Origin of the sequence: Cellulosimicrobium sp. SH8 (assembly GCF_025818875.1) — a bacterium.
In the GTDB taxonomy this organism is placed as follows: Bacteria; Actinomycetota; Actinomycetes; order Actinomycetales; family Cellulomonadaceae; genus Cellulosimicrobium; species Cellulosimicrobium cellulans_D.
Map to the genome: position 1 here is coordinate 78,327 of NZ_JAMXMH010000015.1, position 25,182 is coordinate 103,508.

Here is a 25,182-nt window from a genome sequence, read left to right on the forward strand (position 1 = left end):
CTCGTCCCTCACTTCGCCTCGGCGTAGTGGTCGACGACGGCGACGGTGAGCGGGAAGTCGACCGGGAACTCCCCGAACAGGAGGCGTCCCGCCTCCGCCGCGGCCGCGCGCACCTCGTCGGCGACCGCCTCGGCGAGCTCGGCCGGCGCGTGCACGACGACCTCGTCGTGGAGGAAGAACACGAGGTGCGCGCGGTCGGCGAACGGCGGGGGCGCGGCCCCCGGGGTCGCGGCGAGGGGCAGCTCCCACAGCCGCCGCCGGATCGAGGCGAGCCAGCACAGCGCCCACTCGGCGGCCGTGCCCTGCACGACGAAGTTCCGGGTGAAGCGACCCCACGCGCGGGTGTACGACCGGGCGCGGGCCTGCGCGTCCGCGCCCGTCCGGCCGCCCTCGACGTCGTCCGCGCCGTCCTCGACCGCGTACGCGCCCTCCTGGGCGGCCTGCCACGACTCGCCGGGGCGCGGCGAGCTCCGCCCGAGGAGGGTCGACACGACCTCGCCGCGCTCGCCCGCCTGCGCGGCGCGCTCCACGAGGCCGATCGCGTCGGGGAACGCCTTCGCGAGCCGCGGCAGGACGAGCGCGCTGTCGCCGGTCGTGCCCCCGTACATCGCCCCGAGCATCCCGACCTTCGCGTGGTCGCGCGTCGCGACCGCCCCCGACGCGACGATGCCCGCGTACATGTCGCCCCCGCGCCCGGCCGCCGCCATGCGCTCGTCGTGCGCGAGACCGGCCAGCACGCGCGGCTCGAGCTGCGCGGCGTCCGCGACGACGAGCCTCCAGCCCGGGTCGGCGACGACCGCGCGCCGCACCTGCTGGGGGAGCTGCAGCGCCCCGCCGCCGCTGGACGCCCACCGGCCCGTGACGACGCCGCCCACGACGTACTCGGTGCGGAACCGCCCGTCGTGGACCCACGTGTCGAGCCAGGACCAGCCGTTCGCGGTGAAGAGGCGTGAGAGCTTCTTGTACTCGAGCAGCGGCTCGACGACCGGGTGGTCGGCGCGCTCGAGCTCCCACTTGCGCAGCGACCGCACGCCGACGCCCGCGTACTGCAGGGCCTTGAGCAGGTCCGGGTGCGAGTCCGGGTTGAGGGTCGGTGGTGCGTCGAGGGCGACGCGGATGCGCGCGACGAGGTCCTCCATGAGGGCGGGCCGCTCGCCCGGTCGCGGACGCGGGCCCAGCGCGTCCGTGAGGATCGCGTCGTGCACGTCGGCGCGCCACGGGACGCCCGCGTGGTGCATCTCCGCGGCGACCAGCGCACCCGCCGACTCGGCGGCGAGCAGCATCCGCAGGCGCCCCGGTCCGCCCGGGCCGTCGGCGCCCGCGACCGCGGCGAGCTGGTCGCGCAGCTCCGCCACCGTGTCGAGCTCGACGCGCGGTGCGTCCTGCGGCCCGAGCTCGAACAGGCCGACGGGACGCGGCACCGCCGTCGGCTCGCGGCCTGCGGGCACCGCGGCGAGCGCGTCCCACCGCCCCGGGTCGCGCCGCGCGAGCACCGACCCCGCCGCGAGCTGTGAACGACGCAGCAGGACGTGGGACAGGCGCAGGTCGTGCGAGCGCTCCACGCGCCGGCCCTCCGCGAGAAGCCGCGGGTACCACCGGTTCGTGTCGTCCCACGTCTCGCGGACCGGGTCCGCCGGGCCGTCGACGACGTGCTCGACCCGGGCCCGGTCCGGCGGCCCCATGTGGACGGCGTAGGTGCTCATGCCCGCGCCGCCCGGTCGGCCGTGCCACTCGGGGAAGTCACGGCGCGCGCGAGGGCGCGACCGCGCGACGCGACGAGCGCCGCGCGCAGGAGCCGCGCGGCGTCGGGCTCGCGGGCGACGAGCGCGACCGCGCCAGAGAGCGTCGGCGCTCCCACGTCGTCCGCGGTCCGCGCCGCGCGCGCGAGCGCGGCCTCCTGCTGGGGGCTCAGGTGCCGCCGGCCGGTCGCGGCGAGCGCCACGGCGGCGTCGAGCACGGTGGCGCAGACGTCCTCGACGGGGGCCGGTGCCGTGACCTCGCGCACCTGGGTCGTGGCGCGCCCGCGCAGCGCCCGGACGCGTGCGCGCAGCCGGGTCCACGTGCTCGACCAGGCGCGATGGTCGTAGGCGGGCGTGAGCGTGGGCACGACGAGCCCGAGCCCGCCGCCGGGTCGCTCGACGAACAGGCCGACGGCCTCGACCCCGCCGGAGTCGAGGTCGTGCTCGACCGCGACGGCGACGAGGCGACGGTTCCCCGCCGCGACCCCGAGCAGGGTGTCGCAGGCCGCCTCGTCCGCGGCGTCGACGCGCACGACGGTCGGGGTGCCGTCCGCGGCCACGAGGTGCCATGTGAGCTCTTGCGCGACCTCGTCGACGCCGATGCGGCCCGCGTCCCGGACCATGACGACGCGGACCACAGCAGGTCTCCGCCCGAACCCGACCTCGGCCCGCGCGTCGAGCGACGCCGTCCGCTCCGCCACGTCCCGCAGCGCGTCGGCGTCGAGCGTCCCCAGCGGCTCGACGCCGGGCCCCTCGCCCGCGCGCAGCGTCCCCGCGCGCTCGGTCGCGCCGCGCAGGGCGAACGGGCCGCGGCACAGCGACTCCACCGAGCGGCCCCACACGAGCGGGAGGTCCCAGGAGCGGCGGAACGTGGGGTCGGCGCCGGGTGGCCGACCGGTGGTGACCGCCCTCGTCCGGCCCTCGACGACGTCCCACAGGTGCACGGTCACCCCGCGCGCCCCCGAGGCCGCGACCCACCAGCGCGCCCCGAGCGGGAGCAGGTGCGGGAGGTCCGTCACGCGCTCGTCCGGTGCCGCGGCGTCCGGCGCGGGCTCGGCCCGCACGAACGCCCAGAGCTCGGCCAGCGCGAGCAGGCACCCCTCCTCGTCGACGGCGTCCCGGCGGTCCGCGAGCGCCTCGAGCCGCCCGACCGCCGACGTGACGAGCCGTTGCACCGCGGGCCGGCGCCCCAGCCGCGCGAGCACACCGGCGCCGCGCAGCTCCTCCAGGTCGTCGCGGCCGAGGTGCGAGAGACCGACGTCGAGCACCCGCTCGACGGCGCGCCCGACCTCGTCCGCGACCGTGCGGGCGTCGGGGACCCCCGTCGCGCGCGGCGCGGCGGCGGCCGCCTCCTCCGGCCACGGCCACACGCGGTCGTGCGCGCCCCAGACCCGCGCCAGTGCCTCGAGCCGCCACCGACGGTCGTCCGCCCTGGCCGCCGAGGGCGAAGCGCCGGGACGTTCGCGCTCCACGAGCATCCCCGCGAACCCGGCGCCCGCGACGTAGGTGACGCGCGGGGCGCCGGGCCAGGCGATCATCACGCGGGGACCGTCCACGGTCACGTCCGTCGAGCCGCGCGTCGGCGTGTCCGCGCGTTCCCGCAGCTCCTGGGCGACCACGCGCACCACGACGGCCCCGGCCGCCCGGTGCACCGCCCGTGGGTCGAGCGCGAGGATCTCGCCCAGCGGGTCGGCCCCCGACGCGGCACGAGGACCGGCGTCTGGCTCCGGGGGCGCGTCTGCCTCGATGCGCTGCGCCGTCGGACCCGCCGAACCGGCGTCGGCTCGACCGAGACGCGCGCGGACGGCTGCGGGATCGGGGCGGGCATCGGGGCGGGCATCGGGGCCGGCGTCCGCGTCGGCATCGGGGTCGGCGCCGGCATCGGCATCGGCATCGGCATCGGCGGGAGCGTCGGCCGTCGGCCGCACCACCGCCGCGTCGTCACGGGCCGCCGCGACGGGCTCCAGGTGCTCGGTCGCCGCATCGGCCACCGGCTCGGCGGCTGCGTCGCGCGCCCACAGGCACGCGGCCACGACGTGCTGGCACGCGCCCGGCGTCGGGCACGCGCACCGCGCACCCGCGGGACCGCGCGCGTCGAGCTCGACGCGCGCGCCCCCGACCGACAGCGCGGCCCCGTCCCCGCGCAGCTCGAGCACCTCCACCTTCCCCGCGGCGACGTCCTTGCGGGCGCGGCGCACCAGGCCCGCGTTGGCGAGGGTGGCGAGCGCGGCGTCGTCGTACCCGGCGTACACCGCCGCCCACGGGACGGGACCGGTGGTGCCGCTCACGGGAGCACCTCGCCCAGCCACTCGGCGAACCGCTCCGGGGTGAGCGCCGCGATCTCCATGCCCTGCTCCGCGAGCCGCCGGGCGACGCCGCGGTCGTACGCGGGGTTCGCCTGGCCGTCGAGCGCGGCCAGGCCGAGCAGCCGCACGCCGGACGCGTGCAGCCGCCCGACGCTCGCCACGAGCTGCGACACGGAGCCGCCCTCCTCGAAGTCGGTGACGAGCGCCACCACGGTCCGGCGAGCGTCGCGCACGTGCTGCTCCGCGTAGCGCACCGCGCGCGCGATGTCCGTACCGCCGCCGAGCTGCGCCGTGAGGAGCACCGTCACCGGGTCGTGCGCGAGGTGCGACATGTCGACGACGGACGTGTCGAACAGCACGAGCCGCACCGTGATGCCGGGCAGCCCGGCGAGGATGCCCGCGCTCACCGCGCTGTACAGCACGGACGCGGCCATCGAGCCGGACTGGTCGACGAGCAGCACCACGTCGTACGACAGCGCGCGACGGCGCCGCGCCGAGAAGCGCAGGTCCGTGACGAGCAGGCGTCGCCGCTCCGGGTCCCAGCGCCCGAGGTTCGCGCGCACGGTCGCCACCGCGTCGAACGTGCGGCTCGACCGCACGAACGAGCGGCGCGAGCGGTCGCGCCGACCGTCCACCGCGGTCTCGAAGCGCGGCCGCAGGCGCTGCACGACGTCCTCCACCACGCGCGCGACGAGCCGCTTCAGTCCGTCCTGCACCCCGGGCCCGAGCCGTCCCCGGGCGCGCAGCAACGCGGACGCGAGCTCCGTGCTGGGCTCCACCGCGTCGACGGCGCGCGGGTCGGCGAGCAGCTCTGTCATCCCGTACCGGCCCACGGCCTCGACCTGCATGCGCTCGAACGTCTCGCGCGGGAACAGCTCGCGCGCGGACTCGAGCCAGTCCAGCCCCGCGACGACGGAGCCGCCACGCCCGCCCGCGCCCCGCCCGTCGCCTCGCCTGTCACCGGGCCCGTCGCCGCTGCCGTGCCGGTGCCCGCGGGCCGTGTACTCGCGGTCGTACAGGTGGCCGAGCGTCCGGTCGAGGCCCTGGTCCGCCGCCGGGACGGACAGCACGTCGCCCGCGTACCGGCCCAGCACGAGCCGCCACCGGCGCGCGGCCTCGTGGTCGTCCGAGCGGCCCTCGGCGCGCCCTCCCGCCACGGGACCGGGGCCGTCCGGCGAGGTCCCGGTCGACGTCGCCCCGGGCACGTCCGCCGTGCCCGGACCCGCGGCCGTCACTGCGCACCCCCGGCGACCCAGGCGGCGAGGCCGTCGCGCTCCAGGACCGCGACGAGCTCGCGCTCGACGAGCAGCCCCGCGCGCAGGTCGTCCTCCGTCACGTCGACGTGCCGGTCCAGCGCGGCGGCGCTCGTCCCGGTCCGCGCCGCGACGCGCTCCGCGAGTCGGTGCGTCTCGGTGGGCCGCAGCCAGGTGAACGCACGGCGCAGGTCCGGCAGCACCGCCCGGAACGCGTCCTCGTCGAGGCCGCGCAGCCCCTCGTCGACCGCGTCGAACATCTCCGGCGTGTGGAGCAGGAGGTCGGGAGCGGCGCGCATCACGCCGCCGAGGAACGCCGTCGCCGCCACCGGGTCCGCGCCGGGCGCGAGCTGCGCCCGGACACGCGTGACGAGGCCGTCGCCGCCCGGCCCGTCGTCCAGCTCGTCGTCGACGGCAGCGAACGCCGTGAGCGCACCGCGCACCGCGGGCGACGCGTCGTCGTCCTCGCGCACGTGCACGAGGGCTCGCGCCACGGACTCCGCCGCCGAGCCCGTGCCGTCGCGGCCGGCGTCGCGCAGGTCCCGGACCAGGGAACGCAGCGCGACGAGGTTCGTCAGCGCGTCGTCCTGCGTCGCCTCGTCCGCGGCCGCGAGGTCCGGGACGAGGTAGGCGGCCGTGGCGAGCCCCTGCTCCGCGAGGTCGAGCAGCGCCTCGGCGTGCTCGCCGAGCTCCAGCTCCGTGCGCGCGCGCCACAGCCCCACGAGGCGCCGCATGCCGGCCACCACCGAGGCGAGGGCCGGGTCGACGTCGAGCGTGGAGCGGACGAGCGCCACGAGCGGAGGCAGCCGTTCCGGCAGGCCCACCACGACGCACTGCGCGACGAGCCTCGCCACCGCGTCGCTCGACCGCTCCTCGCGGGCTCGGTCGCGTGCGTCGTCAAGCAGCGCCACGGCGACGGCCTCGAGCGTCGACCCGCGGTGGGAGAGCTCGACGAGCCGCGCCTCCACGAGCGGCGTCCACGCGTACTCCCACTCCTCGAGCACGAGGCCGAGGCCTCGCCCGGCGACGTGGTCGGGGCCGGAGACGCGGCGGGCGAAACCCAGGTCGAGGAACGCGCACAGCGCGAGGAACCGGCGCCGGTCGCGGTGCGCGGCCTTCCGTCGCGCGTCGAGCCGCACGGTGCGCGGCACGGAGTCGGACACGTCCAGGCGCAGCGCCTGCGCGCGCGAGCGCGCCTCCTCCACGAGCGGCGGCGACGCGCCCCCGGGCGGCACGTCGCCGAGCGCGCGCCCGGCGAACACCTCCGCGACAGCGAGCCCGAGCGGTCGGTCGCCCGCGGCGTCGAGGTCGTCGGCGTCCTTGACGTAGCAGGACGTGATCGCGTCGAGCAGGTCGGTGCGGCACGGCCACGGCCGCTCGCGCAGCGCGGCGAGCCGGTGCGCGTGCTCGACGGCGGCCTGGGACTGCGCGACGCTCACGAGCGCGCCGCGCGCGCTCGCCCCGCGCCCGACGTCGACGAGGACGCCGTTCGCCGCGCCAGCGGGACCGCCAGCGTCGTGGTGCGCGGCCCAGAGCCGGTCGTAGTACCCGGGCGTCGGCATGCCGGCGCCGTACCCGCGCAGAGCGTCGAGCCGCTCGTCGTCGTACCGCACGAGCCACGCGGGCGCGTCGGCCAGGTCGCCGTACCCGCCCGCCGGGCGGCGCGCGACGACGGCCTCGCCGTGCGTGCTCCCCGACAGCGCCTCGACGAGGGCGAGCGTGTGGAACGCACCCGTCACGACGACGACCGGTCCGTCCGCTCGCGCCGCGTGCTCGGCGACGCGCGCCGACATCCGCGCCTCCCGGCCGAGCGACCCGTCGGCCACGAGTGCCTCGTCCTCGTAGTCGAGGCGCGCGAGGGCCGCCCAGGCGAACACGTCGTCGGCGAGCTCGCGCCAGTCGCGCAGCCGCGCGGTGTCGCGCGCCTCGAACAGGTGGTCCCAGAGCTCGTCGTGGTCGCGGCACCCGAGGCGCTCCGCGAGCCGCGCGACGGTGCGCGAGTGCGCGAGGTGCCGCTCCGCGAGGACGGTGCGGGCCGACGGGCCCTCGTCGTCGTCCTCCGCCTGCCGTGCACCCCACGGGGAGTCGACGAACGCGAGCCGCGCGTCGAGGGCGTGCCCCGCCCGGAGCGCGACCCACTCGGGCGAGTACCGTGCGAGCGGGTAGAACCCCGCGCCGCGCGCGCCGCCTTCCGCCGCGCCCGCAGGGTCGCCGGCGAGGCTGAGGACCGCGACGGGCGGGACCGTCCGCTCGTCGAGCAGCGCGGGCAGGAGCCGCGTGTACTCCTCCGGGCCCTCGACGAGCACGACCGACGGGCGCACCTCCTCGACCAGCGCGGCGACGGCGACCGCGCACGCCGGGCTGTGATGCCGCACGCCGAACAGGTGCACGCCGTCGCGCTCGCGCAGCGTCGTCAGGTCGTGGGCCGCCTGCCGCAGCCGGGTCGGCGCGGCGTCCCACGCCGCGCGCAGGGCTACCGCCACAGGTCGCCCGCCGCGGTGAGGAAGTCCTTCCAGCGCGCGTCGGACCGCGCGCGCTCGCGCACCACGTTGTCGACGTAGTGCCGCAGGCGGCGCGCGTCCTCCTCGTCGCCCTTGAGCGCGACGCCGCCCACCTGGCGCGCGACCTGGGCCGCGGTCACCGTGCCGTCACCGAGGTACCGGGCCTCGAGCGACGCCGCGATCGCGACGTTCACGGCCTCGGCCGTCGACATCACGGTCTCGGGCCGCTTCACCGGGGCGCCGCTCGCCGTCGTGCCCGTGCGCAGGTCCTGGAAGACCGTGACGAGCACCTCGAGCACGTCGCGGTCGAGCCGCGGGCGCTCGGGAGCCGGGCCGAGCTCGGCCGTGAGCCGGCTCTCGACGAGCTCCATCTCGAACGCGCGGTCCCGGATGGGCGCGACTGTCTCGAAGTTGAAGCGCCGCTTGAGCGCCGCGGACATCTCGTGGACGCCGCGGTCGCGCAGGTTCGCCGTCGCGAGGACGTTGAAGCCGGGACGCGCCGCGACGCGCGCGTCGGCGCCGAGCTCGGGGACCATGAGCTGCTTCTCCGAGAGCACGGACACGAGCGTGTCCTGGATCTCGGGGGCGCAGCGGGTGATCTCCTCGAAGCGCGCGACGCGACCGCTCTCCATCGCCCGGAAGACCGGCGACGGGACGAGCGAGCGCTCGCTCGGTCCCTCCGCGATGAGCAGGGCGTAGTTCCACGAGTAGCGCACGTGGTCCTCGCTGGTTCCCGCCGTGCCCTGGACCGTGAGCGTCGACGTGCCGCTCGCGGCGGCGGCCAGCAGCTCGGACAGGAGCGACTTCGCGGTGCCCGGCTCGCCGACGAGCATGAGCCCCTGGCGGCCCAGCAGCGACACGACCGCGCGGTCGACGAGCGGGTCGTCGCCGAAGAACTTGCGACTCACGCCGAGCTCCGCGTCGCCCACGACGAACGCGCGTACCGCGCGGGGGCTCAGCCGCCACCCGGGCGGGACGTCGGCGCCGCGCCGCGCGTCCGCCTCGGCGAGCGCCGCGAGCTCGTCGGCGTACCGCACCTCGGCGGGCGGCCGCAGCTCGCCCGGTCCTCCGGCCGCGACCTGCGCGTCACCGGTCGTCGTGCTCGTCACCCGGGCTCCTCCTTCGTCGGGTCGCGGGCGCCGTGCCCGTGGTCCTGCAGGTCAGCGTAGGAGCCGCGTCCCACACGCCGGGCGGTGCGGCGCCGGGTCCCAGCACCGCACCGCTCCCGTGCCGCTCCGTGCCGGTCGGTCCTCGTGCGGACCGACGGGCACGGTCAGTACTGGCTCTTGCGCTCCCAGTCGGGGTCGAACGCGCCTGCCTCGGCGACGGCGACGTAGTCCCGGTACGCCTCGGCGACGAGCACGGGAGGCAGGTCCGCGATGCGCGCGGTCCCCCGGCCCGACACTCGACCTGTGCGCTCGAACGTCAGCGCCGTCACCGCGGCCGCGATGTTCTCCTCCGGGACGAACGACCCCGTGAACTCGATCTGCACCACGACCCCCGCACTCGCGAACGACTTGGTGTACGCGCTGAACCACCCGGCGTCCTCGGCCTGCGAGCGCGTGTAGCCGCGCTTGGTCGCGCGCCCGCGGATGGAGAAGCTGTCGGAGAACCAGCCCTTGTGGTCGTCGATCGCCGTCGCGCCGGCAGCGACGTCGGGCGTCGTGACGTCGAGCTGCGCGAAGAGCGGCGTGACCTCGTAGTCCGCGAGGTGCGCCGACCACGCGGCCGTGACGTCCGGGCCGAGCAGCACAGCGTGCGCGAGCGCGACCGTCGACTCCTCGCCGAGCTCGACGTCCTCGTCGTCCGCGTCGAGGAGCGCACCGCCGTCGGGACGGAACGGGCGGGCGTCGTCCGTCCCGGGGTTCTCGACCCAGACGAGCCGCTCGACGAGCCGGGACATCACGGGGTGGCCGAGCAGGTACTCCTGCCACTCCTGCGCCGTCCAGGTGCGGCCCACGCACATCGCCTCGTAGAGCCGCTGCGTCTGGAGCGCGACGACGGCCTTGAGCTCCTTGCGGCTCGCCGTGAGCTGCTTCTTCGCGGCCGAGACGAGCTCCGGGTCGTCCTGCGCCCGCGCGGCCGGGAGCGCCTTGACGACCTTGCCCGCGTCGCTCGTGAGCTCGAGCGTGAACGCGGGCGTGATGCGCCCGACGTACTCGCGCGACCCGAGGTCGAGGTGGAGCAGGCCGTCGTCCTCGAAGCCCGCCGTCTGGACCGTCCGGTCCGCGAGCTGGTCTGCCGTCCAGCCGCGCCGGTCCGCGAGCTCGGCGGCGAGCCGCTGCGCGGTCTCCTGCACGGTCGCCTGCCGGAAGCGTCGCGAGACCGCGAGCAGCTCCTGGATCGCGGCCGACTGACCGTTCGCCGCGAGCGCCTGGACGAGCGCCTCGGTCTGCGCCCGGCGGCCGATGTGCGCCTTGGCGTAGCGCTGGAACGTCGCGGCGAGCTCGCCGCCCGGCATCGCGACCGTGAGCGCAAGCATCCCCTTGTCCTTGACCGCCGAGCCGAGGTAGGTCGACTGGTGCTCGCGGTACAGGTCGCGGTGGTGATCCTCGACCGACTTGGACGCCTCGACCGAGTAGTACTCGGGCGAGCGCTTGGCCCACGCCTGGTACTGGTCGTACCGCTGCTGCGCGCCCGCCGTCGCGTGCGCGTCGCTCTCCTGCGCCGACGGGTTGCGCGTGTCCTGCGCGACCCACGCGGCCAGCACGTGGCTGCCGAGACGCGCACGGTCCTCCTCCCGGAGGAGGGAGAGGTAGCGGTCGAGCAGCCCCGCGCCGCTCGGGTCCTTGAGCTTGACCGCGAGCACGACCCACCAGCGCAGGATCGTCGGGTCCACCGGCGAGCCGTCTGCCGCCCAGCGCGCGGCCGGCAGGGCACCCAGGTCGAACCAGGCCATGCTCACCGGGGCCTTGGCGCGCAGGCCCTTGGTCGCCTCGGCAAGCAGCGCCGCAGGAGCGAGGTCGACCGAGATGTCCTCGCCGAGGCTCTCGAGCGACGTGAGGAGCGCCGCACGGACGACCTCGTTGCGCTCCTTCGCGAGCGCGGCCCGCAGGGCAGGCACCGCGTCGGCGTCGCCGAGCCGGGCCAGCCACTCCGCGGCGGTGCGGCGCACCTCGGACCGGCCGTTGCCGAGCCCCTGCTCGGCCAGGCCCCGCACGCCCGGGTGCGTGCTCAGTGCCGCCTGCGCCGTCGCGCGGTAGGTGCGGCCCTCGCCGAGCGCGAGCTCGGTCAGCCGCGGCAGGAACCGGCGCGGTACGTGCGGGAGCTGCGCGAGCACCGCGAGCGCCCGTGCGGGCTTCGTCGTGCCGTAGGTGCGCTCGCGGTCGTCGAGCGCCGCGGCGAGCCGGTCGAGCCGCCCCGCGTAGTACGGCCACGCGTTCTCGGGCGTCACCGTGTCCATGGCCCACCACGTGGAGAAGTACAGCTCGTCGATCAGCGCCTCGGCGTCGTCGCGATCGATGCGCCGCAACGCCTCGTCGAGGACACGCAGGTCGACGTCGAGCATGTCGCCGTCGTTCAGCCGGTACCAGCCGAACCGCTCGCTGTGGCCGCGCGCCTCGTTGGCCTGCAGCCGCAGCCGGTGCAGGAGGGAGATGCCGGGCAGACGCGAGAAGAGCCCGGGTGCGGACAGCCGGCGCATCGCGACGCCGCCGGGACGGCGCGTGCTCGTCCCGGACAGGAACGCGGCGAAGACCCGGAGGTCCTCGTCGGAGATGCCCGGCAGCTCCTTGAGGTCCTGCTCGACAGCCTGGCGACGCCACCGCGGCCACCCGTCGTCGTCCTTCTTGCCGGGGTGCGCCGCCAGCTCCGCGCGGGCGCGCTCGAGGGCGGTGTCGATCGCGGCCCGCGCGGCCTGCACGAACTCGTCGCCGAGCACCGTCTCCGGCAACGGCTCGAACGGCGGGACGTCGATCTCGGGCTCGTCGTCCCGCGCGGCGTCGAGCACGCGCGCACGCTCGACGGTGTCGCGCAGGAGCGTCGCGCGCGCCCCGGTCGACTGCTCGGCGGCCTGCTCGAGGTCGGCCAGCCCGCCGTCGACCTGCGCGAGGCGCGCCACGACCGTCCCGAGCCGGGACGGCGCGAGGGTTGTGAGGAGCGGGGTGAGGATCTCGCGCTGGCGCTCCCCCGAGAGCTGCGCGACGGCGGCCACCGCCGCCTCGCGCACGCCCTTGCTCGTGTCCGCCGCGAGCCGAGCCAGGAGCGGGGCGAGCGCGGCCGTCGCCGCAGCGTCGGACGCCACGAGCTCGACCAGCTCCGTCCGGCCGGCCGCGCTCACGCCCGGCAGCGCCTCGGTCGCGACGTCGACGTGCGCGACCACGAAGTCGCGCGCCGGGGAGCCGAGGAGCGCCGGGCCGAGGTGCCGCGAGGCCCAGCCTGACGACGTCGGACGCTCGAAGAGCTCGCGCAGCACGACCGCCGTCGCGTCGGCCTCCGGCACGCCACCCTCGACCGCGAGCGCCACCAGCAGGTCCGGCGTCCAGCGGTCGGGCGTCTGCTTGCCGTTCTTGCCCTTGCGGCGCTCGTTCGCGCGCCGCGACATGTCGTTGACCAGCACCGTGAGCCAGCGCGGGTCGGTGGGGCGCTCGCGGTCGACCTCCGACGACACCGCGCTGAGCACCCGGCCGAGCCGCACGAGCTCGGGGATCGTCACCGAGTCGCTCAGCGTGTAGAGGTTGGACCGGGCAGTGACGGCCTTCGCGGAGGTCCAGCCCGGCACGGCGGCCTTCAGCCGGTCGTCCTGCGCAGGCGTCGTCCACGAGTAGATCCCCGACTGGCCCGGCCGCCCCAGCAGCACCTCCACGTCACCGCCTCGCAGCGCCTCGAGCTCCAGCAGCACCTCGGGGCCCTCGCCCCGGTGCACGTACGCGACCGCGCGGTCCGCGAGCCCCGACGACTCGACCGCGAGAACCTTCAGCGCGTCGACGAGCCGAGCGCTCGGACGGCCACCTCCCGCCGGCTCCTCGTCGCGCCGGAACAGACCCTTGACCTTCTCGAGCACCCTCTACCTCACCGTCACGTCGTCGCTGCTGGTGCGGCCGATGCTAGAGGCGGGCGCCGACACGGGGCCGGGCCGGCGCGAGGCCCGACACCGAGGGGTCGCCGACCGGCGTCGGGAGGAAGCCTTGGCATCGGGGAACGCCGGGCTGCGCGGGTCGGCGATACGGGCCGTCGAAGAACACCGCGAAGGGTCAGGACAGCTTCACGCGCCAGAATTCCGAGCCGGTGCTAGCGTCACCTGAGGGGGGTGGTATCCATGGAACTGGTGTACCAGACCGACGGAAAGCGCGTCGTCGTCAATCCCGATCTTCTCGTGATCGCCTGCGATCCACGCGGTCTCGAGCCGGTCATGGACTTTACCCCTCAGGAGAAGCCGCTGCTGGACGCGCTCCGCAACTTTACTTTCTACACGACGTGCCTCCGTGTCTACCCGCGCACGACGCAAGACCGGGTCGTCATCCTCGCTCCCGACGTCGTCGAGTCGCAGTCGGGCCTCGTGCAGGGGTACCGCAACGAAACGGCGAAGCAGTGGGGCCTTCCGGCCGCGAACAGCGCCACGACCAACATCGTCACGACGTATCAGATGGTCGGGATCAACGGCACATCGGATCCTGGGGCGCTCGCCGCACAGCGCAGCGCATTCCTGGACGATCCGCCGTCGTGGTGGCCGTTCCAGCCTGGCCGGTACGAGATCGTGCAGGTCGAGGAGCATCAGGACGGCGCAGTCCACCCGGCCGTGAACCCGTTGTTCACGCCCTACTTCAACCAGTTCCCCGCCGCCGCGCTCGGCGCCGGGGCACCATGGCGATGGCTCAGCATCCAGGGCATGAACGACACCGTGTACGTCCACGCGTCGACGTGCTTCGAGTCGGTCCTGCACTGCTGGTCCTACCTGAACATGCTGCTCGCAGCGAGGCCCCAGCTGCTCGCGGCCCCCAAGGACAGCACCATCGTGGTCATCGGCGCGGGTGTGAGCGGTCTTCTCTTCGCGCAGCGTTTCATCGACGAGGGTTTCACCGACGTCTCGCTGCTGGAGTCCACGAACCGCTTCGCAGGCAAGACGCACTCGCTGCAGGTGCCGGACCAGGGCGGCACGTCCATCGCGGAGCTCGGCACGTGCTATCTGTCACCGGCGTACGACGAGATGGCACAAGCGCTCTCGGAGTTCACTGTCGGCAACGCGCGCGTACCCGTAGCCCATGGGTCCGAACGCGGCATCGTCGTCGGCGCGCCGCCGAACGAGAAGGTCATGGCTTTCAGCGACTACGGGCTCATGGTCGCTTGTCAGTCGCTGGGGTTCGGGTGGCCGTGCAGCACGGCGAAGCAAGATGCCGCGTACCTCAAGCTCCTCGAAGCCGCCTTGTTCTACGTGGGCCTGCGCCTCGAGATCTTCGGCACGATCGACGGTGTCATGCCGACCTCGAGGCCGGCCGGCGACCCCTACGGAGTCTTCTCGAAGACCTTTGCGCAGTTCCTCGACGACAACGGCATGGGCGTGCTGAAGGGGTATCTGATGTACGCCTACCAGGTGCAGGGATATGGCGATCTCGACAAGATCCCCGCGTACTACGGTCTCGTGTGGATCACGCCGGACATCGCACAACCGTTCGGCTGCACGAGCGGCGTCACGGCCTGGCAGAACGGCTGGGAGGACGTCTGGGACCAGATGGTCACGAAGCGCGCCATGAACATCACCCTGAACACTCGCGTGATGAGCATCCGCCGCTGACCACGGCGCGGTGGCCGACAGCCCCGTCCGTCTCACAAGCGACGTCAACGGTTCCGCTCCATGGCCGAGTACGTTCGACATCGAAGGCGCTGTCGCTCGCGAGGACCGTGGCGTGACGCGCACACCTCACGAGCGTCGATGTCGGACCGTCCCGGACGCCGACGGCCACGAGCATGCGGCCAGGCGCGACTCCTGGTGGTGGGCCCGGAGGGACTCGAACCCCCGACATCCACGGTGTAAGCGTGGCGCTCTAACCAACTGAGCTACAGGCCCCGGAACAGCGGAGCACAGCCTACCGGGTGCGCACCCCACCACCGGCCACGCCGGGTCGTGACGGCGCACGCGAAGACCGCCGTCGGCCACTCCGCCTCGGTCATCGCAGCGGCGCACCGCGTCAGAGCTGTTCCAGCGCTCGCCGGTAGCCGTCGAGGTCGCGACGCTGCCCGCGCGGGTTGACGACGGACCAGCGCACGATCCCGTCGGCGTCGAGCAGGAACGAGCCGCGCAGCGCGAGGCCGTTCTCCTCGTCCAGCACGCCGTAGGCCCGGGCGACGTCGCCGTGGGGCCAGAAGTCGGAGAGGAGGTCGAACTCGAAGCCCTCTTGGGCCGCCCACGCCTTCTGCGTGAAGACCGAGTCGCACGAGATGCCCAGCAGCGTGACGCCGGCGGCCTCGAAGTCCTCGAGGTTGTCGCGCAGCTCGCAGAGCTCGCCCGTGCAGATCCCGGAGAACGCGAACGGGTAGAACACGAGGAGCACCGGCCCGCCGCGCAGGTCGGCGAGGTGGACGGGGGTGCCGTGCGTGTCGGGCAGCGTGAAGTCGGGTGCGGGGTCGCCCGGCCCGGGCGGCGCGGCCCGGACTGCCGTCACACCCTCGTCAGCGACCGCGGCCACGGGTCCCGAGCTTCGTCGCGGACCAGTCGGGCGCGATGGCGAACGTGCTCGTCGCGTGCAGCCCGGCCGTGGTCGCGGCCTCCTGGATGTCGTTGTGGCCCACGTGCCCCGACCGGCCCGGCTTGGGCGTGAGCACCCAGATGAGGCCGCCGTCGTCGAGCACGGTCTGGACGTCCACGAGCAGGTCGGTGAGGTCGCCGTCGTCCTCGCGGTACCAGACGATCACGCCGTCGGTGACGTCGTCGTAGTCCTCGTCCACGAGCTCGCCGCCGACGAGCTGCTCGAGCTCACCGCGCAGGTCGTCGTCGACGTCCTCCGACCAGCCGAACTCCTGCACCACGTTGCCGGGCGCGAACCCCAGGCGGTCCGCCCCGATGGGTCCTGCGGTCTCGGTCACTGTCGTGTCGTTCCTTTCCTCGTCCTGTGCGTCCGTGCGGCGGGCCCTGCGCACGGGCGGACGCCCACGCGCACGACGACCTGCCGTGTCTGGCAAAGGTAGCCCACCGGAGGATCCGTTGCTTGGCAAGGTCCCGCCACGGACGCCCGGTCCGGTACGTGGCACCCGGCCCGTCGTCGGGCACCGTACCCGCACGACGCCGGGAAGCCTCCCTGCGAGGCCGTGTCGCCGAAATCACGCCCTCTTGACCACCCGATGGTGTGACTTACGCGCGCGTTGTGAACACAATGGGTAGACCACCCTGGTCTCGTGAAGAGGCGCGGTCGCCACCAGCGGCCGCGGCCGCGTGCCCGGAGTGGCCCCAAGACGGGTGTCGGCCGTGTACCGCGCGGCCGTGCGCCCGGCATCCGACGAGATATGAGGTTGCTGGTGGCTTCGTACGACGAGACCGGACCGCTGATCAACGGTCTGCTCAGCCAGGTTCCGGACTTCGACCCCGCCGAGACCGGCGAGTGGGTCGAGGCCCTCGACGGCCTGATCGACGACCGCGGGGGCCCGCGCGCCCGCTACGTCCTGCTGAACCTGCTCAAGAGGGCCCGGGAGCGCAACGTCGCCGTCCCGACCTCCTTCACCACGCCCTACGTGAACACGATCGGTGTGCACGAGGAGCCCTACTTCCCCGGCGACGAGGCGCTCGAGCGCCGCTACCGCTCGTGGATCCGCTGGAACGCGGCCGTCATGGTGACGCGCGCGCAGCGCCCCGGCATCGGCGTCGGCGGCCACATCTCCTCCTACGCGTCGGTGGCGACGCTGTACGAGGTGGGCCTCAACCACTTCTTCCGCGGCAAGGACCACCCCGGCGGCGGCGACCAGGTCTACTTCCAGGGCCACGCCTCCCCCGGCGTGTACGCGCGCGCGTTCCTCGAGGGCCGCCTCTCGGCGGACCAGCTCGACGGGTTCCGCCAGGAGAAGTCGCACGCGGGCGGCGGCCTGCCGTCGTACCCGCACCCGCGCCTCATGCCCGACTTCTGGGAGTACCCCACGGTCTCCATGGGCCTCGGCCCGGCGAGCGCGATCTACCAGGCGTGGACAGACAAGTACCTGCACAACCGCGGGATCCGTGACACGGAGCAGCAGGACGTGTGGGCGTTCCTCGGCGACGGCGAGATGGACGAGCCCGAGTCGCGCGGCATGCTCCAGCTCGCGGCGCAGCAGCAGCTCGACAACCTGACGTTCGTCGTGAACTGCAACCTGCAGCGCCTCGACGGCCCGGTGCGCGGCAACGGCAAGATCATCCAGGAGCTCGAGGCGCAGTTCCGGGGTGCGGGCTGGAACGTCATCAAGGTCATCTGGGGCCGTGAGTGGGACGTCCTGCTCAACGCGGACAAGGACCGCGCCCTGGTCAACCTCATGAACGTCACGCCCGACGGCGACTACCAGACGTACCGTGCGGAGTCCGGCGCGTTCATCCGCGAGCACTTCTTCGGCCGCGACCCGCGGACCAAGCAGCTCGTCGAGAACATGACCGACGACGACATCTGGAACCTCAAGCGCGGCGGCCACGACTACCGCAAGATCTACGCGGCGTACGCGGCGGCACGCGCCCACACGGGCCAGCCGACCGTGATCCTCGCGCACACGGTCAAGGGCTACGGCCTCGGCTCGACGTTCGCCGGGCGCAACGCGACCCACCAGATGAAGAAGGTCGGCCTCGCCGACCTCAAGACGCTGCGCGACTCGCTGCGCATCCCGATCACGGACGAGGAGCTCGACGCCAACCCGTACGAGCCCCCGTACTACCACCCGGGCCCCGACGCGCCGGAGATCCAGTACCTCCTCGGCCGTCGTCAGCAGCTCGGCGGGTTCGTCCCCGAGCGCCGCTCGTCGCCCAAGCCGATCACGCTGCCGGGCGACAAGTCCTACGAGATCCTCAAGAAGGGCTCGGGCCAGCAGGAGATCGCCACCACGATGGCGTTCGTCCGGCTCCTCAAGGACCTCATCAAGGACAAGGAGTTCGGCAAGCGCATCGTGCCGATCATCCCCGACGAGGCGCGCACGTTCGGCCTGGACTCGATCTTCCCGTCGGCGAAGATCTTCAACACCCAGGGCCAGCACTACCTCGCCGTGGACCGCGAGCTCATGCTGAGCTACAAGGAGTCCGAGGCCGGCCAGATCATGCACACCGGCATCAACGAGGCCGGTTCCGCGTCCGCGTTCCAGGCGGTCGGCACGTCCTACGCCACGCAGGGCGAGATCATGGTGCCGTTCTACATCTTCTACTCGATGTTCGGCTTCCAGCGCACGGGCGACCAGTTCTGGGCGGCGGGCGACCAGCTCACCCGCGGGTTCATCGTCGGGGCGACCGCGGGCCGCACGACGCTGACCGGCGAGGGCCTGCAGCACGCCGACGGCCACTCGCCGCTCATCGCGGGCACGAACACGGCCATGGTCCAGTACGACCCGGCCTACGGGTACGAGATCCGCCACATCGTGCGCGACGGCATCGAGCGCATGTTCGGCCCCGGCGAGCACGGCGTCGGCGCGGACGGGCGCGACCAGAACGTCATGTACTACCTCACGGTGTACAACGAGCCGATGGTCCAGCCGGCCGAGCCGGACGACGTGGACGTCGAGGGCATCCTCAAGGGCATCCACCGCATCTCCGTCGGCGAGGGCGACGGGCCGCGCGCCCAGATCCTCGCCTCGGGCGTGGGCGTGCCGTGGGCGCTGGAGGCGCAGCAGCTCCTCCACGACGACTGGGGCGTGGCGGCCGACGTGTGGAGCGTGACGAGCTGGAACGAGCTGCGCCGCGACGGCCTCGCCGCCGACCAGGCCGCGTTCCTCGACCCGGCCGCCGAGCCGCGCGTCGCGTACGTGACCGAGAAGCTGTCCGGGGCCGAGGGCCCGTTCGTCGCGACGAGCGACTACGACCACCTCGTCCCCGACCAGATCCGCAAGTGGGTCCCGGGCGACTACGAGGTGCTCGGCGCCGACGGCTTCGGGTTCTCGGACACGCGCGCGGCGGCCCGCCGGCACTTCAAGATCGACGGCCCGTCCGTCGTCGTGCGCACGCTGCAGGCGCTCGCCAAGCAGGGCAAGGTCCCCGCGGACGCGTCCGCCCAGGCGATCGAGAAGTACCGCCTCATGGACGTCACCGCCGGCACGTCCGGCAACGCCGGCGGCGAGGCCTGACGGCCCCCGCTCGGTAGCACGACGACGGCCGGTCACCCCGCGGGGTGGCCGGCCGTCGTCGTACGGGAAGGTGGGCGGCCCGGCGGCGGGCGGCGGTCGCGCCCCCGTCCCCGCCCGGGCGTCGGTCAGGTCCCGGCGCGGTGCTGCTCGGCCTGCGCGACGGTGCGCTCGAGGTCCGCGCGCAAGGACGCCACGCCCTGGGGGTCGCCGTACTCGACGAGCGACTCGAGATGGTGCCGCGCCTCGAGGGGACGGTCGGCGTCGATCGCCGCGAGGACGAGCTGGCGCCCGACCTCGGGCTCGTGCTCGCGCGCGCGCCAGTGCCCGACGCCCAGGCCCAGCGCCTCGACCGGCAGGCCCGCCGTGCGCAGCACCTCCATCGACTGCGCGAGCGCACGCCCCGACGGGTCGCGCTCGGCGGCCGTCGCGAACCGGCGCAGCGCGGCCTCCTGGTCGTCCTCGAGGGACAGGCGCCCGAGCTCGACCAGGGGGTACCACCCCTTGGGGTGCCCGGCGAGCTCCTCCGCGAGCGCCCAGACCGCGAGGTCGGCGGCGCGCTGCTTCTCCGTGTCGTCCACGGGCGCGGCGAGCGGGTCGTCGGTGGCCGGGCCCTCGGCGGCGCGGCGCCGGACCAGCTCGGCGAGCGCCCGGAACGCGCGCTCGTCGTTGGGGTCGTCGACGAGCATCGCCCGCAGCGCGTCCTCGTGGACCGTGTCCCCGCGCTTCTCCCCGGACCGCGGGCGGCGCGTGCCGACGGTCGACGCGGACGTCGGCCGACGCATGAGCTGTCGGAGTCGGGGCATGAGGGCCATGTCCCGACCCTAGCGGGTCGTCCGGACGCTCACCCAGCGGCCCGGGTCGGGCGCCGTCGGGCCTCGTGCGCACGAGCGCATTTGTGGACTGTCCACAAGCACGGACCGTATGCTCGGCGCGTGACGGCCACCCCCAGGACGCCCGCGAGCGCGTCCGCCCCGAGCGGCCCGACGGGCAACGCGGACAACCTCCAGCGCCTGCGCGACGGGAGCGGCCTGCTCATGTCGGCCGCGCTGCGACGCCTGGACGACGAGATCCCGTGGTACCGCGAGCTGCCGGCCGAGGACCGCTCGTACGTGGGGCTCGTGGCGCAGTCCGGCATCACGGCGTTCGTCACCTGGTACGCGGACCCGCTGGCGCCGCCGCACGGCGTGAGCGACATCTTCGCGGCGGCGCCGCCGGAGCTGACGCGCTCGATCTCGCTGCAGAACACGCTCCAGCTCGTCCGCATCGTCGTCGAGGTCGTGGAGGCGTACTCCGACCAGCTCGCGGCCCCCGGGGGCGAGCGCGACCTGCGGGAGGCGGTCCTGCGCTACTCGCGCGAGGTCGCGTTCTCCGCCGCCGAGGTCTACGCGCGCGCCGCGGAGGTGCGCGGCGCGTGGGACGCGCGCCTCGAGGCCCTCGTCGTCGACGCGCTGATCCGCGGCGACGGCGACGACTCGCTCCGCTCGCGCGTCTCGGCTCTCGGCTGGGGCGGCCACGGCCCGACCCTGGTCATGGCCGGGACGATCGCCTCGACGCTCGACGAGGTGCGCACGGCCGAGCTGCGGCGCGCGACGCGCCGCGCGGCGGGCGACGCGCTCGTGGGCATCCACGGCGACCGCCTCGTCCTCGTGCTCGGCGGCGAGGGCGACCTGCAGGCCGCGGCGGCCTCGCTCCTGCCCCGGTTCGGGCCCGGTCCCGTCGTCATCGGCCCGACCGTCCCGGGCCTGGAGGAGGCGGCGCGCTCGGCCCAGGCCGCGCTCGCGGGCCTGCGGGCCGCGCCGGCGTGGCCCCAGGCGCCGCGCCCGGTCCTCGCCGACGACCTGCTGCCGGAGCGCGTGCTCACGGGCGACACGACCGCGCGCCGCACGCTCGTCGCGCAGGCGTACCGGCCCCTGGCGGAGGCGACGGGGTCCGTGCTCGAGACGTTGTCGGCCTACCTGGGGACGGGCCGGTCGCTCGAGGCAGCCGCACGCTCGCTGTACGTGCACCCCAACACGGTGCGCTACCGCCTGCGCAAGGTCTCCGAGATCACCGGGTGGGACCCGCTCGACGCGCGCGAGTCGTTCGTCCTGCAGGTCGCGCTCGCGCTCGGGCAGCTCTCCACGACGCGCTGAGCCCGCTCGTGCGCGGAGACCGGCGGACGCGCCCGCTCTCGGCGCGCTTGTAGGTTCGACACAATCACCCTCCGCAAGGTTGGTGCGGGTCGTGACGTGGCACGCGAGCCCCGGGACGGCACAGTTGACGGGTGCTCGCCGTCTTGTGCCCTGGACAGGGCTCCCAGTCCCCCGGAATGCTCGCCCCCTGGCTCGAGCTGCCCGGCGTCGCCGACCAGGTCGGCGCGTTCGGCGAGGCCGCGAGCCTCGACCTGCGCGCGCACGGGACGGAGTCCGACGCCGACACGATCCGTGACACCGCGGTCGCCCAGCCGCTCATCGTCGCGTCGTCGCTCGTCGCGCTGCGGTCGATCCTCGACGGCCGGGACACCGCGGACGTCGTCGACGTCACCGCGGGCCACTCGGTGGGCGAGCTCGCCGCCGCGGCGGTCGCGGGCGCGCTGACCGACGTCGGCGCGGTCGGGCTCGTCGCGCACCGCGCGCGTGCCATGGCCGCGGCCGCCGCCGCGACGCCGACCGGCATGAGCGCGGTCGTCGGGGGCGACCCCGAGGAGGTCCTCGCCGCGATCGAGGCCGCGCACCTGTGGCCCGCGAACGTCAACGGCGGCGGCCAGGTCGTCGCCGCCGGCGCGCTCGACCACCTCGCGGCCCTCGCCGAGAACCCGCCCGCCAAGGCGCGCGTCATCCCGCTCCAGGTCGCCGGCGCGTTCCACACGCCGTTCATGCAGCCCGCGCTCGAGGCGTTCGAGCCCGTGGCCGCGTCGTGGGACGTCGCCGACCCGCGCCTGCCGTTCCTCTCGAACGCCGACGGCGAGTCGTACGCGACCATCGACATCGAGGGCAGCACGTCCGGCAAGGCGCGCGACGTCGTCCGGCGCCTCACCGCGCAGATCGCCGCGCCCGTGCGCTGGGACCTGTGCCAGGAGACGCTCGCGGAGCTCGGCGTCACCGCGATCCTCGAGCTCGCGCCCGGCGGAGTCCTCACGGGCCTCGCGCGCCGCACGCTCAAGGGCGTGGAGTCCGTGGCCGTGAAGTCGCCCGACGACGTCGAGGCTGCCCGCGACCTGATCGCCCGCCACTCCGTCGTGGGCGGCGCGCCCGCCCCGGGCGACGACGCGTGAGCGGCGTGACGCTGCGCCAGGCCACCGGCCCGGCGTTCTCGCGGATCCTCGCGATCGGGGGCGTGCGGGGCGAGAACGTCGTCACGAACGACGACATCGCCGGGCCGATCGACTCGTCCGACGAGTGGATCCGCCAGCGCACCGGGATCGTGACGCGCCGTCGCGCCGGGGCCGACGTCGACGTGCTCGACCTGTCCGAGGCGGCGGCGCGCGACGCGCTCACCCGGGCGGGGCTCCAGGGATCGGACATCGACGCCGTCATCGTCTCCACGGTCACGTACTTCCACCAGACGCCCGCGGCCGCCGCGGTGCTCGCCGAGCGTCTGGGCGCCACGCCCGCCGCCGCGTTCGACGTCTCCGCCGCGTGCGCCGGGTACGCGTACGCGATCGCGCAGGCCGACGCGCTCGTGCGCGCCGGCACCGCGACGCACGTTCTCGTCGTCGGCGCCGAGAAGATGAGCGACTTCATCGACCCGACGGACCGGTCGATCTCGTTCCTCCTCGGCGACGGTGCGGGCGCCGCGATCGTCGGCCCCTCGGACACCCCGGGCATCGGCCCCACGGTGTGGGGGTCCGACGGCGGCAAGGCCCAGGCGATCCGCCAGACGCACGCCTGGTCGGACCTGCGCGAGGACCCCTCGCTCGGCTGGCCCACGCTGCGCCAGGACGGGCAGAGCGTGTTCAAGTGGGCCGCGTTCCAGATGGCGCCCGTCGCGGCCAAGGCCATGGCCGAGGCCGGGGTCGCCCCCGGCGACATCGGCGCGTTCGTCCCGCACCAGGCGAACATGCGCATCATCGACCAGATGATCAAGCAGCTCCAGCTCCCCGACACCGTCGCGGTGGCCCGCGACATCGCGGAGACCGGCAACACGTCGGCCGCCTCGATCCCGCTCGCCACGCGGCGTCTGCTCGACGAGGGCCAGGTCCGCTCCGGCGACCTCGCGCTCCAGATCGGGTTCGGCGCCGGGCTGGTCTACGCGGCGCAGGTGGTCGTCCTGCCGTAAGGGAGAATCACCCTGGACGGACGGCCGCCCTCCCCCGCGGGAGGACCCACGCCGTCGGCGGACCCGTCCGTCGCACGCACCGTCTACCGCTGTACCGCCCGGCACACCCACCGGGCAACACCACCGGGACCGGTCGCCGCCGGCCCCACGACAAGGAGAAACCATGGCTTACACCGAGCAGGAAGTCCTCGCCGGCCTCGCGGAGATCGTCGCCGAGGAGACGGGTCTGCCGACCGACGCCGTCGCGCTCGAGAAGTCCTTTACCGACGACCTCGACATCGACTCGCTGTCGATGATGACGATCGTCACGCACGCCGAGGACAAGTTCGGAGTCCGCATCCCGGACGACGAGGTCAAGAACCTCACCACGGTCGGCGACGCCGTGTCCTTCATCACGGGCGCCCAGGCCTGAGCACGCCCCGCCTGCCCCGCAGGCCTGCGGGCGGGTCGGCGTCACCCACGCCGGCCCGCCCGTCCTCCCGCCCCAGAACCCCACCCGAGGAGCACCATGTCCGCCGCTACTGAAGTCGTCGTCACCGGCCTCGGCGCCACCACGCCGCTCGGCGGCGACGTGCCCTCGACCTGGGCCGCGGCGCTCGCCGGCGAGTCCGGCGCCCGCACCCTCGACAACGACTGGGCGGAGCGCTACGAGATCCCGGTGACGTTCGCCGCGACCCTCAAGGTGGACCCCGCCGAGGTCCTCGCGCGACCCGAGATCAAGCGCATGGACCCGTCCACGCAGTACGCCATCATCGCCGCGCGCGAGGCGTGGGCCGACGCGGGCAGCCCCGAGGTCGACGGCGACCGGCTCGGCACCGTCGTGTCGTCCGGGATCGGCGGCATCTGGACCACGCTGGACGGCTGGGACACGCTGCGCGAGCGCGGCGCGCGCCGCATGCTCCCCATGACCGTGCCCATGCTCATGCCCAACTCCCCCACCGCCTACGTGTCGCTCGAGCTCGGCGCCCGCGCGGGCGCCCACGCGCTCGTCTCGGCGTGCGCGTCCGGCGCCGAGGCGATCGGCTACGGCGTCGACATGATCCGCGCGGGCCGCGCGGACATCGTCGTCGCGGGCGGCACCGAGGCGACGATCCACCCCATGCCGATCGCGGCCTTCGCCGCCTCGCGCACGCTCTCGCTGCGCAACGACGACCCGCAGGGCGCGTCGCGCCCCTACGACGTCGACCGCGACGGCTTCGTCATCGGCGAGGGCTCGGGCGTCGTCGTCCTGGAGAGCGCGGAGCACGCCGCCGCGCGCGGCGCCCGCGTGTACGCGCGGCTCGCCGGCGTCGGCCTGTCCTCCGACGCGTACCACATCACGTCTCCCGACCCGGACGGTCGCGGCCAGGTCGCCGCGATGCGCCGTGCGATCGAGGAGGCCGGGGTGACCGGGCGCGACGTCGTGCACGTCAACGCGCACGCGACCTCGACCAAGGTGGGCGACCTCACGGAGACCCGGTCGATCCGCTCGCTCCTGGGCCCCGACACGGACCACGTGCTGCTGTCGGCGACCAAGTCCATGACCGGCCACCTCCTCGGTGGCGCAGGCGCGCTGGAGTCGATCTTCACCATCAAGGCGGTCGCCGAGCGCCTCGCTCCCCCGACGATCAACGTCGCGAACCCCGACCCGGAGCTCCAGGTGCCGCTCGTGCGCGACACCCCGGCTCCGCTGCCGTCCGGCGACATCGTCGCGGTGAACAACTCGTTCGGGTTCGGCGGCCACAACGTCGCGCTCGCGGTCGCGAGCGTCTGACCAGCCTGTCCGAGAGCCCCGGGCGACGGCCGAGCAGCCGTCGCTCCGGGGCTCTCGTGCGTCCAGGCCGGACGATCCGAACGCTGAGGTCTCGACTCCTGAGATGGACGATCGTCCAGATCGTTGCGATTTCACCCATCCCTTTTGTCCGGACAAGGAGCG

Annotated in this window: 16 protein-coding genes and 1 tRNA gene; 7 read left to right on the top strand and 10 right to left on the bottom strand. The window is 74.5% G+C overall.

Annotated features, from left to right (window positions below):
* Positions 1-8: 8 nt before the first annotated feature.
* The 6 genes from NF338_RS19925 to NF338_RS19950 form a co-directional block, all read right to left on the bottom strand.
* Positions 9-1,703: a bifunctional 3'-5' exonuclease/DNA polymerase gene (locus tag NF338_RS19925; RefSeq protein ID WP_412847338.1), complete on the bottom strand. Its 1,695-nt coding sequence runs from the start codon at positions 1,701-1,703 to the stop codon at positions 9-11.
* A complete protein-coding gene (locus NF338_RS19930) occupies positions 1,700-4,027 on the bottom strand; it encodes a hypothetical protein (protein ID WP_264032353.1) in 2,328 nt (775 codons plus the stop codon). The genes NF338_RS19925 and NF338_RS19930 overlap by 4 nt, the downstream gene beginning before the upstream one ends.
* Positions 4,024-5,280 carry a VWA domain-containing protein gene (locus tag NF338_RS19935; RefSeq protein WP_264032354.1) on the bottom strand — a complete coding sequence of 419 codons (1,257 nt, stop codon included), beginning with the start codon at positions 5,278-5,280 and terminating at the stop codon, positions 4,024-4,026. Before NF338_RS19935 ends, NF338_RS19930 begins: the two co-directional genes overlap by 4 nt.
* Positions 5,277-7,781, bottom strand: a complete 2,505-nt coding sequence (locus NF338_RS19940; protein WP_264032355.1) for a DUF5682 family protein — start codon at positions 7,779-7,781, stop codon at positions 5,277-5,279. The genes NF338_RS19935 and NF338_RS19940 overlap by 4 nt, the downstream gene beginning before the upstream one ends.
* Positions 7,772-8,908: an ATP-binding protein gene (locus tag NF338_RS19945; protein ID WP_264032356.1), complete on the bottom strand. Its 1,137-nt coding sequence runs from the start codon at positions 8,906-8,908 to the stop codon at positions 7,772-7,774. Before NF338_RS19945 ends, NF338_RS19940 begins: the two co-directional genes overlap by 10 nt.
* A gap of 164 nt (positions 8,909-9,072) precedes the next feature.
* Positions 9,073-12,801 carry a DUF4132 domain-containing protein gene (locus NF338_RS19950; RefSeq protein ID WP_264032357.1) on the bottom strand — a complete coding sequence of 1,243 codons (3,729 nt, stop codon included), beginning with the start codon at positions 12,799-12,801 and terminating at the stop codon, positions 9,073-9,075.
* Between the two features lie 255 nt (positions 12,802-13,056).
* On the opposite strand from NF338_RS19950, the gene NF338_RS19955 reads away from it, so the two are divergent.
* Complete coding sequence (locus NF338_RS19955; protein ID WP_264032358.1) at positions 13,057-14,529, top strand: NAD(P)-binding protein; 1,473 nt, start codon at positions 13,057-13,059, stop codon at positions 14,527-14,529.
* A gap of 196 nt (positions 14,530-14,725) precedes the next feature.
* On the opposite strand, the gene NF338_RS19960 is transcribed toward NF338_RS19955, so the two are convergent.
* From NF338_RS19960 to NF338_RS19970, 3 genes are all read right to left on the bottom strand, one after another.
* Positions 14,726-14,802 (bottom strand) — tRNA-Val (locus tag NF338_RS19960).
* Positions 14,803-14,923: 121 nt separating this feature from the next.
* The gene (locus tag NF338_RS19965; protein ID WP_264032359.1) at positions 14,924-15,397 is read right to left on the bottom strand and encodes a peroxiredoxin; all 474 of its coding nucleotides are present in this window, start codon (positions 15,395-15,397) and stop codon (positions 14,924-14,926) included.
* Between the two features lie 7 nt (positions 15,398-15,404).
* On the bottom strand, positions 15,405-15,818 hold the full coding sequence (locus tag NF338_RS19970; RefSeq protein ID WP_087472398.1) for a DUF3052 domain-containing protein: 414 nt from the start codon (positions 15,816-15,818) through the stop codon (positions 15,405-15,407).
* Between the two features lie 429 nt (positions 15,819-16,247).
* On the opposite strand from NF338_RS19970, the gene aceE reads away from it, so the two are divergent.
* On the top strand, positions 16,248-19,010 hold the full coding sequence (aceE, locus tag NF338_RS19975; RefSeq protein WP_264032361.1) for a pyruvate dehydrogenase (acetyl-transferring), homodimeric type: 2,763 nt from the start codon (positions 16,248-16,250) through the stop codon (positions 19,008-19,010).
* A gap of 125 nt (positions 19,011-19,135) precedes the next feature.
* On the opposite strand, the gene NF338_RS19980 is transcribed toward aceE, so the two are convergent.
* The gene (locus NF338_RS19980) at positions 19,136-19,822 is read right to left on the bottom strand and encodes a hypothetical protein (protein ID WP_264032362.1); all 687 of its coding nucleotides are present in this window, start codon (positions 19,820-19,822) and stop codon (positions 19,136-19,138) included.
* Between the two features lie 120 nt (positions 19,823-19,942).
* Here NF338_RS19980 and NF338_RS19985 point away from each other — a divergent pair, with 120 nt between their 5' ends.
* The 5 genes from NF338_RS19985 (at position 19,943) to NF338_RS20005 (ending at position 25,020) form a co-directional block, all read left to right on the top strand.
* Positions 19,943-21,142 (top strand): PucR family transcriptional regulator, encoded by a 1,200-nt coding sequence (locus tag NF338_RS19985; RefSeq protein ID WP_374059044.1) that lies wholly within the window; start codon positions 19,943-19,945, stop codon positions 21,140-21,142.
* 131 nt (positions 21,143-21,273) lie between these two features.
* A complete protein-coding gene (locus NF338_RS19990) occupies positions 21,274-22,263 on the top strand; it encodes an ACP S-malonyltransferase (protein WP_264032363.1) in 990 nt (329 codons plus the stop codon).
* Complete coding sequence (locus tag NF338_RS19995; RefSeq protein ID WP_264032364.1) at positions 22,260-23,267, top strand: beta-ketoacyl-ACP synthase III; 1,008 nt, start codon at positions 22,260-22,262, stop codon at positions 23,265-23,267. Before NF338_RS19990 ends, NF338_RS19995 begins: the two co-directional genes overlap by 4 nt.
* 163 nt (positions 23,268-23,430) lie before the next feature.
* Positions 23,431-23,679 (top strand): acyl carrier protein, encoded by a 249-nt coding sequence (locus tag NF338_RS20000; protein WP_021482065.1) that lies wholly within the window; start codon positions 23,431-23,433, stop codon positions 23,677-23,679.
* A 96-nt stretch (positions 23,680-23,775) separates the two neighbouring features.
* Positions 23,776-25,020, top strand: coding sequence for a beta-ketoacyl-[acyl-carrier-protein] synthase family protein (locus tag NF338_RS20005; RefSeq protein ID WP_264032365.1), 1,245 nt, complete (start codon positions 23,776-23,778; stop codon positions 25,018-25,020).
* Positions 25,021-25,182 lie beyond the last annotated feature (162 nt).